13 protein-coding genes are annotated in these 15,299 nt (G+C 61.4%); 2 read left to right on the plus strand and 11 right to left on the minus strand.

Going from position 1 to position 15,299, the window contains the following annotated elements; translation table 11 throughout:
- Positions 1–47: 47 nt before the first annotated feature.
- Positions 48–1,238, minus strand: a complete 1,191-nt coding sequence (gene pobA, locus BMY45_RS09700; RefSeq protein ID WP_047228382.1) for a 4-hydroxybenzoate 3-monooxygenase — start codon at positions 1,236–1,238, stop codon at positions 48–50.
- Between the two features lie 163 nt (positions 1,239–1,401).
- Between pobA and BMY45_RS09705 the strand changes: the two genes are divergently transcribed.
- Complete coding sequence (locus tag BMY45_RS09705; protein WP_092397024.1) at positions 1,402–2,295, plus strand: helix-turn-helix domain-containing protein; 894 nt, start codon at positions 1,402–1,404, stop codon at positions 2,293–2,295.
- Positions 2,296–2,302: 7 nt separating this feature from the next.
- Here the strand turns inward: BMY45_RS09705 and BMY45_RS28150 are convergent, their stop codons facing one another.
- From BMY45_RS28150 to arcD (BMY45_RS09735), 6 genes are all read right to left on the minus strand, one after another.
- A complete protein-coding gene (locus BMY45_RS28150; protein ID WP_177193333.1) occupies positions 2,303–2,479 on the minus strand; it encodes a hypothetical protein in 177 nt (58 codons plus the stop codon).
- 254 nt (positions 2,480–2,733) lie between these two features.
- Positions 2,734–3,093 carry a DUF5064 family protein gene (locus tag BMY45_RS09715; RefSeq protein WP_092397029.1) on the minus strand — a complete coding sequence of 120 codons (360 nt, stop codon included), beginning with the start codon at positions 3,091–3,093 and terminating at the stop codon, positions 2,734–2,736.
- A 64-nt stretch (positions 3,094–3,157) separates the two neighbouring features.
- Positions 3,158–4,087, minus strand: coding sequence for a carbamate kinase (arcC, locus tag BMY45_RS09720; protein ID WP_092397031.1), 930 nt, complete (start codon positions 4,085–4,087; stop codon positions 3,158–3,160).
- A gap of 166 nt (positions 4,088–4,253) precedes the next feature.
- Positions 4,254–5,264: an ornithine carbamoyltransferase gene (locus BMY45_RS09725; protein ID WP_092397033.1), complete on the minus strand. Its 1,011-nt coding sequence runs from the start codon at positions 5,262–5,264 to the stop codon at positions 4,254–4,256.
- 68 nt (positions 5,265–5,332) lie between these two features.
- Positions 5,333–6,589 carry an arginine deiminase gene (arcA, locus tag BMY45_RS09730; RefSeq protein WP_092397035.1) on the minus strand — a complete coding sequence of 419 codons (1,257 nt, stop codon included), beginning with the start codon at positions 6,587–6,589 and terminating at the stop codon, positions 5,333–5,335.
- Between the two features lie 33 nt (positions 6,590–6,622).
- The gene (arcD, locus tag BMY45_RS09735) at positions 6,623–8,050 is read right to left on the minus strand and encodes an arginine-ornithine antiporter (protein ID WP_092397037.1); all 1,428 of its coding nucleotides are present in this window, start codon (positions 8,048–8,050) and stop codon (positions 6,623–6,625) included.
- A gap of 400 nt (positions 8,051–8,450) precedes the next feature.
- On the opposite strand from arcD (BMY45_RS09735), the gene arcD (BMY45_RS09740) reads away from it, so the two are divergent.
- Positions 8,451–9,878 (plus strand): arginine-ornithine antiporter, encoded by a 1,428-nt coding sequence (gene arcD, locus BMY45_RS09740; protein ID WP_092397039.1) that lies wholly within the window; start codon positions 8,451–8,453, stop codon positions 9,876–9,878.
- 88 nt (positions 9,879–9,966) lie between these two features.
- Here arcD (BMY45_RS09740) and BMY45_RS09745 read toward each other — a convergent pair whose 3' ends face one another.
- The 4 genes from BMY45_RS09745 to BMY45_RS09760 form a co-directional block, all read right to left on the minus strand.
- On the minus strand, positions 9,967–11,313 hold the full coding sequence (locus BMY45_RS09745) for a CoA transferase (protein WP_092397041.1): 1,347 nt from the start codon (positions 11,311–11,313) through the stop codon (positions 9,967–9,969).
- A 33-nt stretch (positions 11,314–11,346) separates the two neighbouring features.
- Positions 11,347–11,790 (minus strand): YbaN family protein, encoded by a 444-nt coding sequence (locus BMY45_RS09750; protein WP_092397043.1) that lies wholly within the window; start codon positions 11,788–11,790, stop codon positions 11,347–11,349.
- Between the two features lie 135 nt (positions 11,791–11,925).
- A complete protein-coding gene (locus BMY45_RS09755) occupies positions 11,926–12,516 on the minus strand; it encodes a biliverdin-producing heme oxygenase (RefSeq protein WP_092397045.1) in 591 nt (196 codons plus the stop codon).
- A 167-nt stretch (positions 12,517–12,683) separates the two neighbouring features.
- Positions 12,684–15,278, minus strand: a complete 2,595-nt coding sequence (locus BMY45_RS09760) for a TonB-dependent receptor (protein WP_092397047.1) — start codon at positions 15,276–15,278, stop codon at positions 12,684–12,686.
- Positions 15,279–15,299: the final 21 nt, after the last annotated feature.

Genomic DNA, 15,299 nt, shown 5'->3' on the forward strand with positions numbered 1-15,299 from the left:
CCTGGTTGGCGAAGAGGACTGAGCCCGCAGTTTAAGTCGATAGCCGGCTATTCGATAGCCTCGTAAGGAAGTCCGACGTAGTTTTCCGCGATGGTTTTTCGACCCGCCTCGGAGTCGACGAAATATTCCAGCTCCGCTTCGCTGATGCGCTGGTTGAAGGCGTCGTCGTCGAAGCGGTGCAGCATGGAAGTCATCCACCAGGAAAAGCGCTCGGCTTTCCACACCCGTCGCAGGCAAATGGCCGAATATTTTTCCAGCAAGTCGGTACGGCCGTCGCGATAGACCTTGAGCAGAATGTTGAACAGCGTGCTGACGTCGCTGGCGGCCAGGTTCAGCCCCTTGGCGCCGGTGGGCGGAACGATGTGGGCCGCGTCACCGACCAGGAACATCCGTCCATACTGCATCGGCTCGACCACGAAGCTGCGCAGCGGCGCGATGCTCTTCTCGATGGAGGGACCTGTCACCAGTGCCTGGGCCAGGTCGGCTGGCAGGCGGTTTTTCAGTTCAGACCAGAAGCGCTCGTCCGGCCAATCGGCCACTTGCTCCTCGGCAGGCACTTGCAGGTAATAACGGGTGCGAGTCTTGGAGCGCATGCTGCACAGGGCAAAACCACGTTCGTGGCGGGCGTAGACCAGCTCCTCGTGCACCGGCGGGGTGTCGGCCAGGATGCCGAGCCAGCCAAACGGGTAGACCCGCTCGAAGACCTTGAGTTTTTCCGCCGGGATTGACTGGCGCGCCACACCATGGAAACCGTCGCAACCGGCAATGTAATCGCAGTCCAGGCGCCAGGTTTGCCCTTGGTGCTCGAAGGTTACGAAGGGGCTGTCGGTCTGCATGTCGTGGGGCTGGGCATTGCCGACCTGATAAAGCGTGCGGGCGCCGGCGGCCTCCCGGGCGGCCATCAGGTCGCGGGTGACTTCGGTCTGGCCGTAGATCATGACGTTTTTACCGCCAGTCAGGCCCTTTAGATCGATGTGCACCCGCCGACCGTTGAGTGCCAGCTCAAAGCCGTCATGGGGCAGCCCCTCGGCGTCCATGCGCTGGCCGACGCCGGCCTGGCGCAGCAATTGGGCCATGCCTTGCTCCAGCACACCGGCGCGGATGCGGCTCAGCACATAGTCCGGGGTCTGGCGTTCGAGGATCACCGTGTCAATTCCAGCGTTGTGCAGCAATTGGCCGAGCAGCAGCCCAGAGGGGCCGGCACCGATAATGGCAACTTGGGTCTTGAGGGTTTTCATTGTTGTTATGGCTCGCACGAAGCACACGACCAGGGTCGGTGTTGATTGGGGTGCTTGCATTTTTCGCTTGCGGACCTGTCAATTGAAGGGGAAAACTGAGCCGATACCTGTACTTTCTACCAATCGGTGCGATTATCGCCCGCAACCCAGGCCGATCCTCGTGATGAAAAAAACAGACCTGCCTTCAATCCCGGTATTCAAGCTCTACGGCGAAAGCCAGGATTGGCCGACTCCGGACCTGCTGCACTGTGAAACCATCTCCAAGCGCAGCCGAGAGCACCAATGGGAAATCAAACCCCATCGGCATGCCGATCTCTGCCAGTTGTTGTTTGTCTTCAAGGGCCAGGCGGAGTTGGAAATCGAAGGCCAGCGCACACAGCTCGACGAGCCGGCGGTGCAGATCCTGCCGCCGTTGTCGGTGCATGGCTTTCGTTTTTCCGAGGATGTGGACGGTTACGTGGTGACTCTGGCGGCACCGCTGGTGACGCACCTGCAATCGCAGTTGGGTCATTCGGTCAACGTGCTGGCCCAGGCTGAAAGCTACCCGGCCCTGGAAGATGCCGAATACCTCAATAGCCTGTTCAGCGCCCTGCAGGCTGAATATGGTGGGCATCAGCCGGCCCGGGAAATGCTGATGCATGCCTTGGTCAGCGTGATCATGGTCTGGGTCAGTCGTCAGGTGATGCAGCGGCGCACGCAGGCCCAGCGCCCACAACGCGCGCGGGAGTACCTCAACGGGTTCATTCAGTTGGTGGAAGAAACCTATCGCCAGCATGTCAAGGTCGAAGACCTGGCCCATCGTCTGGGCATCTCCGTGTCGCACCTCAACGGCACCTGTCGGGAATTGGCGGGGCAGCCGGCCCTGCAGATCATGCATGAGCGCCAGCTACTGGAAGCCAAGCGGCTGCTGACCTACACCGGCATGACGATCTACGAGATTTCCGAAATGCTCGGTTTTTCTGACCCGACCAATTTCACCCGGTTGTTTCGCCGACGGGTTGGCATCTCTCCCAAGGCATTCCGTGACCGGCTCAAGACCGATCAGCAGGACGACTGAACACGCCTCAGCGCAAAGCGTTCAGGGTCGCGCTATGGGGAATGCAGCGCTCCAGGTTGCAACTGGCGTGTTCACGGGGCAGTTGCCTGGCCTGTTCGACCCGATAGGCCGCCGTGCCATAGAGCGCCAGCGTGACGGTACAGGTGACAAAAATGGCGAGGCGTCTTCTTGTTTTGATGTTCATGGCGGTGACCTCTGAACGAATACCCTTGGGTACTACTTTCAGCATAGGTCAGCCATGGCGGGTTGCCAGCCAGGCAGTGAGCGTGTTTAACCCGATATTCAGAACACTGATAACCCTTGTGGGAGCGGGCTTGTGGGAGCAAGGCTTGCCCGCGATGCAAACACCTCGGTGTAGCTGATAGACCGAGGCGATACCATCGCGGGCAAGCCTTGCTCCCACAGGGCACGCACACGTAGAGGTGTTTTTGGCGTGGGTTATTCCAGATGCTCAGGTTTCATCGGATCGCCCGGCTTGATGTCCAGTTGCTTGCGCACGTCTTCGAACATTTTGTCGTAGTACTCGTGCATCGAGCCAATGCTGGCGCTCTTGGGCATGCCGTGTGTCTGAGCGATGCGCGTGGCATGGCGGGCGAAGTCGAAGGCCTGGTCCTTGGCCAGGAAAAAAGTTTCGTCCACGGATTTATCCTCGACCGTGCCGTGCAACCGGAACGACATGCCCTGGCCCTCCTTGGGGTCCTGCGCCAGCTCATAGTCGATACACAGGTTGTAGCTGAAATCATCCTTGTTCAGCGCGTGGCGCTCCATATGCAGGTGACCGGGTTCGAACATGGCCATAAGCGACTCTCCTTCGAAGGCGTGGGTGTAAGGCAGACCCTGGATCCGCCCCGCAAGTTTCCTGTTATCGATAGGCGATGCCGGGTGTTGCCGTGCTGATGCGCGTACCGGCGGTGCCCTGGACGATGGCCTCAATGTCTGAGAGTGATCCAATCACCGCGACCTTGCCAGTGTTGCGGGCAAATTCGCAGGCGGCCTGGACTTTCGGCCCCATCGAGCCGGCGGCAAAGCCCAGCCTGTCCATTTCATCGGGGTGAGCCTGGGCAATGGCTTTCTGGGTCGGCTTGCCGAAGTCGACGAACGCGGCGTTGACGTCCGTGGCGATCACCAGCAGATCGCTTTCCAGCTGTTCGGCCAGCAGCGCCGAGCACAAGTCTTTGTCGATCACCGCTTCCACGCCCTGGAGCTTACCGTCGGCGTCGTACATCGTCGGGATGCCACCACCGCCGGCGCAGATCACGATGCTGCCCTTTTCCAGCAGCCACTTGATCGGGCGGATTTCGAAGATGCGCTTGGGCCGCGGGCTGGCGACCACGCGGCGGAACTTGTCCCCGTCCGGGGCGATCGCCCAACCTTTTTCAGCCGCGAGTTTTTCCGCCTCAGCCTTTGTGTAGACCGGGCCAATGGGCTTGGTGGGGTTCTGGAAACCCGGGTCGTTGGCGTCCACTTCGACCTGGGTCAACAGCGTTGCGAACGGCACTTCGAAGTCCAGCAGGTTGCCCAGCTCCTGTTCGATGATGTAGCCAATCATGCCCTCGGTCTCGGCGCCGAGCACATCCAGCGGATACGGCGTGACCGAGGTGTAGGCCGCGGCCTGCAGCGACAGCAGGCCGACCTGGGGGCCATTGCCGTGGGCGATGACCAGCTCGTTGCCGGGGTGGATCTTGGCGATCTGTTCGGTCGCCGTGCGGATGTTGGTACGTTGGTTGTCGGCGGTCATGGGTTCACCCCGACGCAGGAGGGCGTTCCCGCCAAGGGCTACGACGATGCGCATGGTGCTGTCCTCTGACAGAGAAATAATGGACGACTCGGTCCCCTTGTGGGAGCGAGCCTGCTCGCGATGACGGCAGCACATCCAACATCAATGCAAGCTGATACTCCGCTATCGCGAGCAGGCTCGCTCCCACAGTGAAAAACACTTCAGCTGGGGGCGGCCGGTGTCAGATATCCGCCAGCGCCGACACCAGGATCGCCTTGATGGTGTGCATGCGGTTTTCCGCTTGCTCGAAGGCGATGTTGGCCGGGGATTCGAACACCTCCTCGGTCACTTCCACACCATTGGCCAGGTTCGGATAGCGCGCGGCGATGTCTTTGCCGACCTTGGTTTCGCTGTTATGGAACGCGGGCAAGCAATGCATGAATTTCACCCGAGGGTTGCCCGAGGCTTTCATCATTTGCGCGTTGACCTGATAGGGCAGCAGTTGTTCGATGCGCTCGTCCCATGCCTCGACCGGCTCGCCCATGGACACCCAGATGTCGGTGTGGATGAAGTCCACACCCTTGACGGCTTCCTTGGGGTCTTCGGTGATGGTGATGCGTGCGCCGCTTTCAGCGGCGAAGGCCTGGCACTGGTCGATGAAGTCCTGTTGCGGCCAGAGGGCTTTGGGTGCGCCGATGCGCACGTCCATGCCCAGTTTGGCGCCGATCATCAGCAGCGAGTTGCCCATGTTGTAGCGGGCGTCGCCCAGGTAGGCGTAGCTGATGTCATGCAGCGGCTTATCGCTGTGTTCGCGCATGGTCAGGGTGTCGGCGATCATTTGGGTGGGGTGGAATTCAGCGGTCAGGCCGTTGAACACCGGCACGCCGGCGAACTTGGCCAGTTCCTCGACGATCTCCTGTTCGAAGCCGCGATATTCGATGGCGTCGAACATCCGTCCCAGTACCCGGGCGGTGTCTTTCATGCTCTCTTTGTGGCCGATCTGCGAAGAGACGGGATCGATGTAGGTAACGTGGGCGCCCTGGTCATGGGCCGCGACTTCGAAGGCACAGCGGGTGCGGGTCGAGGTTTTCTCGAAGATCAGCGCGATGTTCTTGCCCTTGAGGTGTGGCCGCTCGGTGCCGGTGTATTTGGCACGCTTGAGGTCCCGTGACAGGTCCAGCAGATAATGCAGCTCGCGATTGGTGTGGTGCATCAAACTCAGCAGGCTGCGGTTGTGCATGTTGAAAGCCATGATGGATCTCCTCAGGTGGGGGTTATCCCCTGGGCGGCGTTGGATAAACACCAACCCAGGCTCAAAGGTCAGTAGTCGATCGGGTCGCGAATGATCGGGCAGGTCATGCAATGGCCGCCGCCACGGCCTCGGCCCAGCTCGCTGGCGCTGATGGTGATGACTTCCACGCCGGCCTTGCGCAGCAGGGTGTTGGTATAGGTATTGCGGTCGTAACCGATCACCACGCCCGGTTCCAGGGCCACCACGTTGTTGCCGTCATCCCATTGCTCGCGTTCGGCGGCGAAGCTGTTGCCGCCGGTTTCCACCACGCGCAGCGCTTTGAGGTTCAGGGCCTTGGCCACGGTGTCGAGGAAGTTGGTTTCTTCGCGACGAATGTCGATGCCGCCGGGTTTGCTTTCGTCAGGGCGCAGGGAGAAGGCGACGATCTGGCTCACCACTTCCGGGAAGATCGTCACCAGGTCGCGGTCGCAGAAACTGAACACGGTGTCCAGGTGCATGGCGGCGCGGGACTTGGGCAGGCCGGCGACGATCACGCGTTCCACGGCCTTGTGCTTGAACAGGTTCAGCGCCAGTTGGCCGATGGCCTGGCGCGACGAACGCTCGCCCATGCCGATCAGTACCACGCCGTTGCCAATCGGCATCACGTCGCCGCCTTCCAGCGTAGCGTTGCCGTGATCCTGGTCGGGGTCGCCGTACCAGACCTGGAAGTCGGCCTGGGTGAATTCGGGGTGGAATTTGTAGATGGCGCTGGCCAGCAGGGTTTCCTGGCGTCGCGCCGGCCAATACATCGGGTTCAAAGTGACGCCACCGTAGATCCAGCAGGTGGTGTCGCGGGTGAATTGAGTGTTGGGCAATGGCGGCAGGATGAAGCTGGAGTGACCGAGGAAGTCGCGGAACATCTGGATGGTCTTGCCACCGAAACTGTCCGGCAGATCATCGGCCGAGACGCCGCCGATCAGGAATTCGGCGATCTTGCGCGGCTCCAGGCTGCGCAGCCAGGAATCGACTTCATGCACCAGGCCAATGCCGACCGAGTTGGGGGTGATCTTGCGTTGCAGGATCCAGTCCAGGGCTTCGGGATTGGCAACGATATCGGTCAACAGGTTGTGCATTTCCAGCACATCGACGCCGCGCTCGCGCATTTTGGTGACGAAATCGAAATGGTCGCGCTTGGCCTGGTTGACCCACAGGACATCGTCGAACAGCAGTTCGTCGCAGTTGTTCGGGGTCAGCCGCTGATGGGCCAGGCCAGGGGAACACACCATGACTTTGCGCAGCTTGCCGGCTTCGGAATGAACGCCGTACTTCACTTTTTCCGTGGTCATTACAAAGATCCTCCAGATAAAACAATCAGTCAGTTACAAGGTCAGGAAGCCGTCGTAGAGCCCGTAGGCGGCCACCAGGGCGCCTGCGATCACTGCGGCGAAAATCAGCTTCTCGACGGAGGTGAAAACCGGTTTGCCCAACTCGCGCTTGGCCTTGGCGAACAGGATCGCGCCGGGGGCATAGAGCAGGGCGGACAGCAGCAGGTATTTGATCCCGCCGGCATACAACAGCCACACCGCGTAGATCAGGGCGATGGCGCCGATGATCAGGTCCTTGCGCCGCTCGGCCGCGAAGCCTTCGTAGGTCTCGCCGCGCACCGCCAGCAGCACCGCATAAGCCGCCGACCACAGGTACGGCACCAGGATCATCGAGGTGGCAAGGTAAATCAGTGACAGGTAAGTGCTGGCCGAGAACAGGGTGATGACCAGGAACAGCTGGACCATCGCGTTGGTCAGCCACAGGGCGTTGGCGGGTACGTGATTCACGTTTTCGCGGCGCAAGAACTCCGGCATGGTGTGGTCTTTGGCAGCGGCAAACATGATCTCGGCGCACAGCAGTACCCAGGACAGCAGGGCACCGAGCAGCGAGATGATCAGACCGACGCTGATCAGCACCGCGCCCCAGTGACCCACCACATGCTCGAGCACCGCAGCCATGGACGGATTCTGCAACTTGGCCAGTTCCGGTTGGGTCATGATGCCCAGGGACAGCACGTTCACCAGCACCAGAAACAGCAGCACGGTGATGAAACCGATCACCGTGGCCTTGCCGACATCCGTGCGTTTCTCGGCACGGGCGGAAAAGATGCTTGCCCCTTCAATGCCAATGAACACCCATACGGTGACCAGCATCATGTTGCGCACTTGATCCATCACGCTGCCCAGGTCCGGGTTCTTCAGGCCCCAGATGTCGGCGGTGAAGATATCGAGCCTGAAGGCGAACACCGCGATCAGCACGAACAGCAGCAGCGGCACCACCTTGGCGATGGTGGTCACCAGGTTGATGAACGCCGCTTCCCTGATGCCCCGCAGGACCAGGAAATGCACGGCCCAGAGCAGCACTGATGCACCGATCACCGCCGCGACGGTATTGCCTTCGCCGAAGATCGGGAAGAAATACCCCAAGGTGCTGAACAACAGGACGAAGTAACCGACGTTGCCCAGCCAGGCGCTGATCCAGTAACCCCAGGCCGACGAGAAGCCCATGTAGTCGCCGAACCCGGCCTTGGCGTAGGCATACACACCGCCGTCCAGATCAGGTTTGCGGTTGGCCAGGGTCTGGAATACGAAAGCCAGGGTCAGCATGCCGACGGCGGTTATCGCCCAACCGATCAGCACGGCACCGACATCGGCACTGGCGGCCATGTTTTGTGGCAAGGAAAAGATTCCCCCGCCAATCATCGAGCCGACCACCAGCGCGACAAGCGCACCCAATCGAAGTTTTGCGGGGGTATCAGACATTGTATGACTCCAATGCAGGAGAAGAGAGTTAGCAAAGCCTAAGTCGCTTTAAAGTTTCTCGAGCTGATCTGGATCAGTGCATGACGACATTCCATTGTTAATAAAGGAGTTGATAGCGTCCGTTGTCGTGGCGAAGTTCTATGAAAGGCTCGTTTCAGAGCCTCTGAGGTGGGGAAATAGGCAGGATTCATGCCCCGTAGGACACTTCACGCTAGTTGAATTCTGCGTCGGCGCAACTATTTTGTAGGCGGCTTTCATGACAAAAATAATCGGCTGCCCTGCCTTTTTTTATTTGTGTCTTGGGCCAGGGTCGCGTAATAAGCCCATGGACTTTAAACAGATGACGTTATTTAAAAACGTTATGTCGCTTTAGTTACTTAATTCAAAGGTGAGCCAGAAAATGCCGCAACCGGTTGAAAAACTGCGACTTGGCGCGCTCATCGCGCTGGTGGTGGGGTCGATGATCGGCGGCGGGATTTTTTCCCTGCCACAAAACATGGCCGCCCGCGCCGATGTGGGGGCGGTGCTGATCGGTTGGGGCATCACCGCTGTCGGCATGTTGACCCTGGCCTTCGTGTTCCAGACCCTGGCCAATCGAAAACCGGAGCTGGACTCGGGCGTTTACGCCTACGCCAAGGCGGGGTTTGGTGACTACATGGGGTTCTCGTCGGCCTGGGGCTACTGGATCAGTGCCTGGATGGGCAATGTGGGTTACTTCGTGCTGCTGTTCAGCACCCTGGGGTATTTTTTTCCGGTGTTCGGCCAGGGCAATACCCCGGTGGCTATCGCGTGTGCCTCGTTGCTGCTGTGGGCGGTGCATTTCCTGGTGCTGCGGGGGATCAAGGAGGCGGCGTTCATCAACCTGGTGACCACCGTGGCCAAGGTCGTGCCGCTGTTGATGTTCGTCGTCATCGCTGGCGTGGCGTTCGAGGCCGAGATTTTCACCCGCGATATCTGGGGCGTCATGAATCCGGATCTGGGCAGCGTGATGGACCAGGTACGGCACATGATGCTGGTCACTGTGTTCGTGTTCATCGGCATCGAAGGTGCCAGCGTGTACTCGGCGCGGGCGCAAAAACGCGCGGACGTGGGGCGGGCGACGGTCATCGGGTTCCTCGGGGTTCTGGCACTGCTGGTGCTGGTCAACGTGCTGTCTCTGGGGATCATGGCCCAACCGGAACTGGCCAGGCTGCAGAACCCATCCCTGGCCGGTGTACTGGAACACATTGTCGGGCCCTGGGGCGCCGTGCTGATCAGCCTGGGCCTGGTGGTGTCATTGCTCGGTGCGCTGCTGTCCTGGGCGCTGCTGTGCGCAGAAATCCTCTTTGCCACCGCCCGGGACAAGACCATGCCGGCGTTTCTGACCAAGGAAAACGCCAACCATGCGCCGGTCAACGCGCTGTGGCTGACCAATGGCATGATCCAGCTGTTTTTGTTGATCACCCTGTTTTCAGCAGGCACCTACACCAGCCTGATCTATCTCGCCTCGTCGATGATTCTGGTGCCGTATCTGTGGTCGGCGGCCTATGCGGTGCTGCTGTGCGCACGGGGAGAAACCTACGGCCAGGCCTCGGCACGGCGCATGAAAGACCTGTGTATTGGTGGCGTCGCCCTGTGTTACGCGGTGTGGCTGCTGTATGCCGGTGGGGTGAAATACCTGCTGTTGTCGGCGCTGTTGTATGCACCGGGGGTGATTTTGTTTGCCCAGGCCAAGCGTGAGCAGGGGTTGCGGTTGTTTACGCCGATGGAAAAGGGCGTCTTTGCGTGTGTGATGTCAGGGGCGGGCGTGGCGGCGTATGGGTTGTACAGCGGGTTTTTGGCGATTTGAAGCGAAGGTCATCTTTTTGAAGGAGTTGAGGGGGCTGTGGGAGCAAGGCTTGCTCCCACATAAATCCCCTCGCGACAACGGACGGTCGTCACCACCGGGCCCGATGCGCGCCCAATTCCGCCGCCGGCGAGGCCCATTGCAGCGGCGTCCCGGTGATTTTCAAGGGCACCTGCAGTCGATGGGCCGGGCCCCAGGGTGTCTGTTCGACGAGCAGTCCCTGATCGTTCTCGTCCTCGGCTCGCAACGCAATCCCGGCGCCCGCGCCACGTTCAATCAACAGCTTCGCCGTGCGCGCCAGTGACAAGCGTGCCGAGCCGCCCTGGCCGCTTGCCAACCGTCGGGACAGCAACACAATCGTGCTGGCGGCCATCAGGTATCCGGTGCCATGGTCCAGCGCCTGGACCGGCAGCGGGGTCGGCTTGTCTGTCTGTTTCCAGCCCATGCCGGCTTCGGCAATGCCGCTGCTCATCTGCACCAGGCTGTCGAAGCCGCGGCGGTTCTGCCAGGGGCCGCTCCAGCCGTAGGCGTTGAGGCTGACGTCGATCAGGCCAGGCGCTATTCGCTGGCGTTGTTCGGCACCGTAGCCCAAACGTTCCAGGGCGTCGGCGCGGTAGCCATGGAGCAGGATGTCGGTGTCTTTGAGCAGCGCCTCAAACGCAGCGCGGTCGTCGGGCTGATGCAAGTCGAGGCGGGCGCAGCGTTTGCCGAGGGTGACCTCCGGCACCACGCCGGGCTCGTTCCAGCTCGGTGGGTCGATGCGCAGGACGTCGGCTCCCAGGCCTGCGAGGAAACGGCTGGCGATGGGGCCTGCCAGTACGCGGGTCAGGTCAAGCACCTTGAGGCCCGCCAATGGCTGGGCCACGCTACCGAGCCAGGGGTTGGGCTGTTGAGCGGCGGTGGCGTCCAGATGAACCAGCGGCTCGGCATTCACCGCCATGCCCTGGGGATGAATCTGCCACGCCTGCCACGCGCGCATTTCGGCGGCACAACCACCGGCCTGGACCACCGCGTGTTCCAGTTCGGCTTTGTTCCAGCGCGCCACCTTGGTCGCCATGTCGGCGCGGTCGATGCACGCGCCCAAGACCTTTTCGGCGGCGAGGCGATGGTGAGGCGCATTGGTGTGCAGACGAATCCAACCGTCGGCGGTGGGGTAGTCGCCGGCCACCGGATCCCACATCGGCGGTACGCTCCAGCCGATGGGACGCAGGGAGGTGGAGAACCAGAACGAGGCCAGCCGTCGATCGACCTCCAGGCATGGCCGGCGGCCGGTTTGCTGGCAGATAAGTTCAGCGGTCGCCTGACCGGCCGTGGCGATGCTGGCGCAGGCCAGCTCCGTGACGGCGAACGCCGAGGGCAGAGCGCCCTTGTCGGTGAAGGGGATTGGCGTCGTGGGTAAGCCGAGTGCGGCTTGCATGGACGTGAGCAGATCTGTCATCGAAGGCCCTCCAAATCAGAGAGCGAGCATAGATCAAAAATCCGTAGGGGGCTGCTTCGCGGCCCAGCGGGAGCAAGCTCCCTCGCCACGGGAATGGCTATGGATATGCTCTGGGCGCGACCAGATCCACAGGTTGCTCAGGCCCATGCCGGCCAGGGCCAGATACACCGGCCAGCCATGGTCGAGCATCACCAGCATCAGCCCGGCGCAAAGCAGCATGCTGACGCTGGCCGCAACCTTGGCCCGGCGAGGGACGACTTTACCGTTGCGCCAGTTGCGCAGCATCGGCCCGAACAGCCGGTGGTTTTCCAGCCAGGCGCTCAGGCGCGGCGAACTGCGGGTCGCGGCCCAGGCGGCCAACAGAATGAACTCGGTCGTCGGCAGGCCGGGCACGACTATGGCGAGCAGGCCGATCGCCAGGCTTATGTAGGCGAGCAGGCCGAAGAGCAGTTGGGCGAGTTTCGTGGGGCGGCTCATCAGCGTTTTTCAGTCATGCACAACCTCTGTGGGAGCGAGCCTGCTCGCGATGGCGGTGTGTCAGACGACATCTGTAGCGAATGAACTTGCGTCTTCGCGAGCAGGCTCGCTCCCACAATGGAAAGTTCGGACACTTCAGGCCAACTCGGCCGCATAAGCCTGTTCCAACAACACCGTAAACCGATTGAAGGCATCCAGTGCGCCTTTGTCCGCTTCGGCTTCCTGCTGTTCAGTGAAGGCCAGGTTGTCGAGGCTGCGGATGAAGGTTTTCCAGCCTTCGGCGCGCCCGCCCGCAGGCTCTGCCAAGTGACGGGCGCCGAAGGTTTCGCTCAGGCCCAGGCCGACGGCGCGCTTGATCAAAAACGCCGCGCCGAGCTTGGAGCCTTCAGAGACAAACAGCCAGCCCAAGGCCTCGGCCAGGGTCGGATTGTTGACCGCGCCGGCCACGGGTGCGGGCACGTCGGTGTTCAGGTCCGCCAGGTCCGCTCTGGCCGCTTCCGCGCGGCAGCGCTGCGGCAGATCGGGGATCAATGCGCTCAGTTGCGCATCGTTGTACAACGCCACCAGTTCCGATTGGAACAGGTATTGGGCGACGACGAACCGGGCGAAGTTGGCCGGGGTTTCGAACGGGGCGTGGGCTTTGACCAGGGCGTCGAGCTTGCTATGGGGCTCATGGGTGATTTGGTTCAGGCGTTGGGAACGTAAAACGGGATGTTGTGTAGTCATGAAAAATTCCTTCGAATGAGCACATGGTGGCGAGGGGCTGTGGGAGCAAAGCTTGCTCGCGAACAGGCGCCTCCATTTCTGAAAGATCGCATCACGTTCATCGCGGGCAAGCCTTGCTCCCACATGACGCTCCTCGCCACAGGTATTTGTTTGGCCTGGCAACCTGGTCAGATGTCCCAAATCAGGTTGACTGCGAAGTTGCGCCCCGGCTGAGTCAGGCGATCGAGGTTGGCCGGGCTCAGCACCGCGGCTTCTCCCACGCTGTCGTAGCCACGCACGTCATCCCACAGCCAGTACTTCTTGTCGGTGAGGTTGTAGAGACCGCCGCTGACGGTGACGTCGTCGGTCACTTTGTAGAACCCGGTCAGGTCGAGGATGCCGAAGCCAGGGGTCTTGAACTGGCCGCTGACGCCATCGGGCGAGTTGAAGTTGCTGTCGTCGACGCGGTCTTTTTTCTTGACCAAGGTCCAGTTGAGCAAAGTGCCGAACCGGTCCTGCTCGTAACCCAGGCCGAACACGCCGGTCAGCGGGTTGACGCTGTTGATCGGCTCGCCGGTGTCGTTGTTGCGACCGTAGGCATAGGCCACAGAGCCTCGGGTGTACAGGCCTTGCGGTGCGCCGAACAGATCCAGGTTCAGGCGTCCCTTGACCTCGGCGCCCTTGATGGTGGCGTGCTTGATGTTGTTGCTCTGGAAGGTCAGCTCGTCGGCTCCGGGCGTGATCGCATCTTCATTGATGAAGTCGCGATACTTGTTGTAGAACACCGCCACATCGAACGAACCGGCTTCGAAACGGCCCCGCAGGCCAGTCTCATAGCTTTTGCTTTTTTCCGGTTCCAGATCGGGGTTGGGTGCCACGCTGTAGCCGGCGTCGGGATTGTCGAAGCGACCATACAGCGCCTTGGCGGTTGGCGTGCGGAAGCCTTCGGCGTACTGGCCGTACCAGGTGTACTGGTCGGTCAGGGCGTAGGTCAGGCCGAATTTGGGCGAGACGCGATGCCAGGTCTTGTTCTTGTCGCTGACCTCACCGCCGCCGGTGGGGTCCGCGGTGTTGAGGAATGCCTCGGTCAGGTGCGGCTTGAGCCGGGTGTAGTCGTAACGCAGGGCTGGCGTGAAAGTCCACCGATTCCAACTGATCTGATCCTGGGCGAACAGGCTGTAAGTGTTGATGGTCGGGTCCGGGAAATCACTGGCCTTTTCCAGTACGTCCCGGGTGCTGATGGCTCCGACGGCGGAGCAACCCACGCCGACGGCCAGGCAGACGCCATTGCCGCTGCGCGAGCCGGTGACTTTCTGTTGCTTGATCGTAGTGCCGTAGGTCAGCGCGTGATCGGTGTCGGCGAGGCTGAAGGCCTTGTCCAGTTGGGCGTCGAAAACCCACTGTTTTTCTTCGTAGAGGGTCTCTCGTGTGCGGAGCACCTGGCGGGTGATGGGAAAGTAGAACTCGGCGGTGCTCTGGTCGGTCTTGGCGATCTGGTGGTTCAGGCTCCACTTCACGTGGTCGGCCAGCAGGCTGTCGAGGACGAAGCTGTGCTCCAGGCCGAAGCGCTCGCGGCTGATGGTGTCGTTACCGGTGCGCCACTGGTACATGCCGCCGGGCAGCACAAAGTCAGGAATTGCCGGCTGGCCGTCGGAGTAGGGGCCGCCATAGGCGCTTTTCAAATCGGTGTCTCGGTCATCCTTGTACTTCTCGTAGACCAGGCCCAGGCGCGAGTCGTCGTTGTAGTTCCAGCCGAGCTTGGCCAGCACATTGTGGGTGCGCACGTCTTCCGGGTTGGCTGCGGTGCGGTCCAGGCCGGTGCCATTGTGATTGCCGTAGGATTGAGTTTCATGACCGTCGCGCTGGCTGTAATGCAACAGGCCGTCGAACTGCCCGCTGCGCCCGGCGACGGTGGCGGACTTGAGCCAGCTCTCGTCGGCGGAACTGTAGCCGGTCTTCAGGCGGGCGCCGACGTCTTTACCCGGTTTGATGATGTCGTCCGGATCAAGGGTGAAATAGCTGACGGCACCGCCGATGGCATTGCTGCCGTACAGCACCGAGGCCGGGCCGCGGAGGATCTCCACGCGCTTGACGATTTCCGGGTCCACGTAATTGCGCTGGGTTTTGGCGTACGGGCCGTTGAAGAAACTGTCGGGAATTTCCACGCCGTCGACCTGCGTCAGGACCCGGTTGCCGTCGATTCCGCGAATGTTGTAGCCGCTGATGCCGCCGCGCTGGCCTGCCCCACCGACTGAAACGCCGGGTTCATAGCGCACCAGATCCTTGAGGGTGTTGACGTTGTTGCGGTCCAGTTCCTGCCGGTCGTGGACGGAAACCGTGCTGGGCACGCTGGCGATGTCCTGTTCCTGGCGGGTGGCGCTGATGGTCACCTGTTGCAGGTTCACCACGCTGCCGGCGCTGCGCTTTTCCAGGACGATGCTGTTGTTGCCCAGTTTGCGGTAGCTCAGGTTGGTCCCCACCAACAGGCGCTCCAGGGCTTTTTCCGCCGGCAGCGAGCCGTTGACGCCGGGCGAGGCAACGCCTTCGGCCAGTTCTGCCGGCAAGCCGACCTGCCAGCCCGTGACGGCGGTGAACGCATTCAACGCTGAAACCAACGGTTGCTGGGCAATGGCAAAGGTGTAGTCACCGATGTTGCGCGCAGCCGGCTGCGCGGTGGTAGCGGCCAGTGCGGCCGGCGCGGTGCCGGCCATCAGGACGGCGGCGGTCAGCAACGATAGCGTGCAGGCAGGGGCAAGGGACCGGCGGGTAAGACGAGAGGACATCGATAGCGCTCCGTGTCGCAT

The organism is Pseudomonas sp. NFACC39-1 (assembly GCF_900110355.1).
Taxonomy (GTDB): Bacteria; Pseudomonadota; Gammaproteobacteria; order Pseudomonadales; family Pseudomonadaceae; genus Aquipseudomonas; species Aquipseudomonas tehranensis.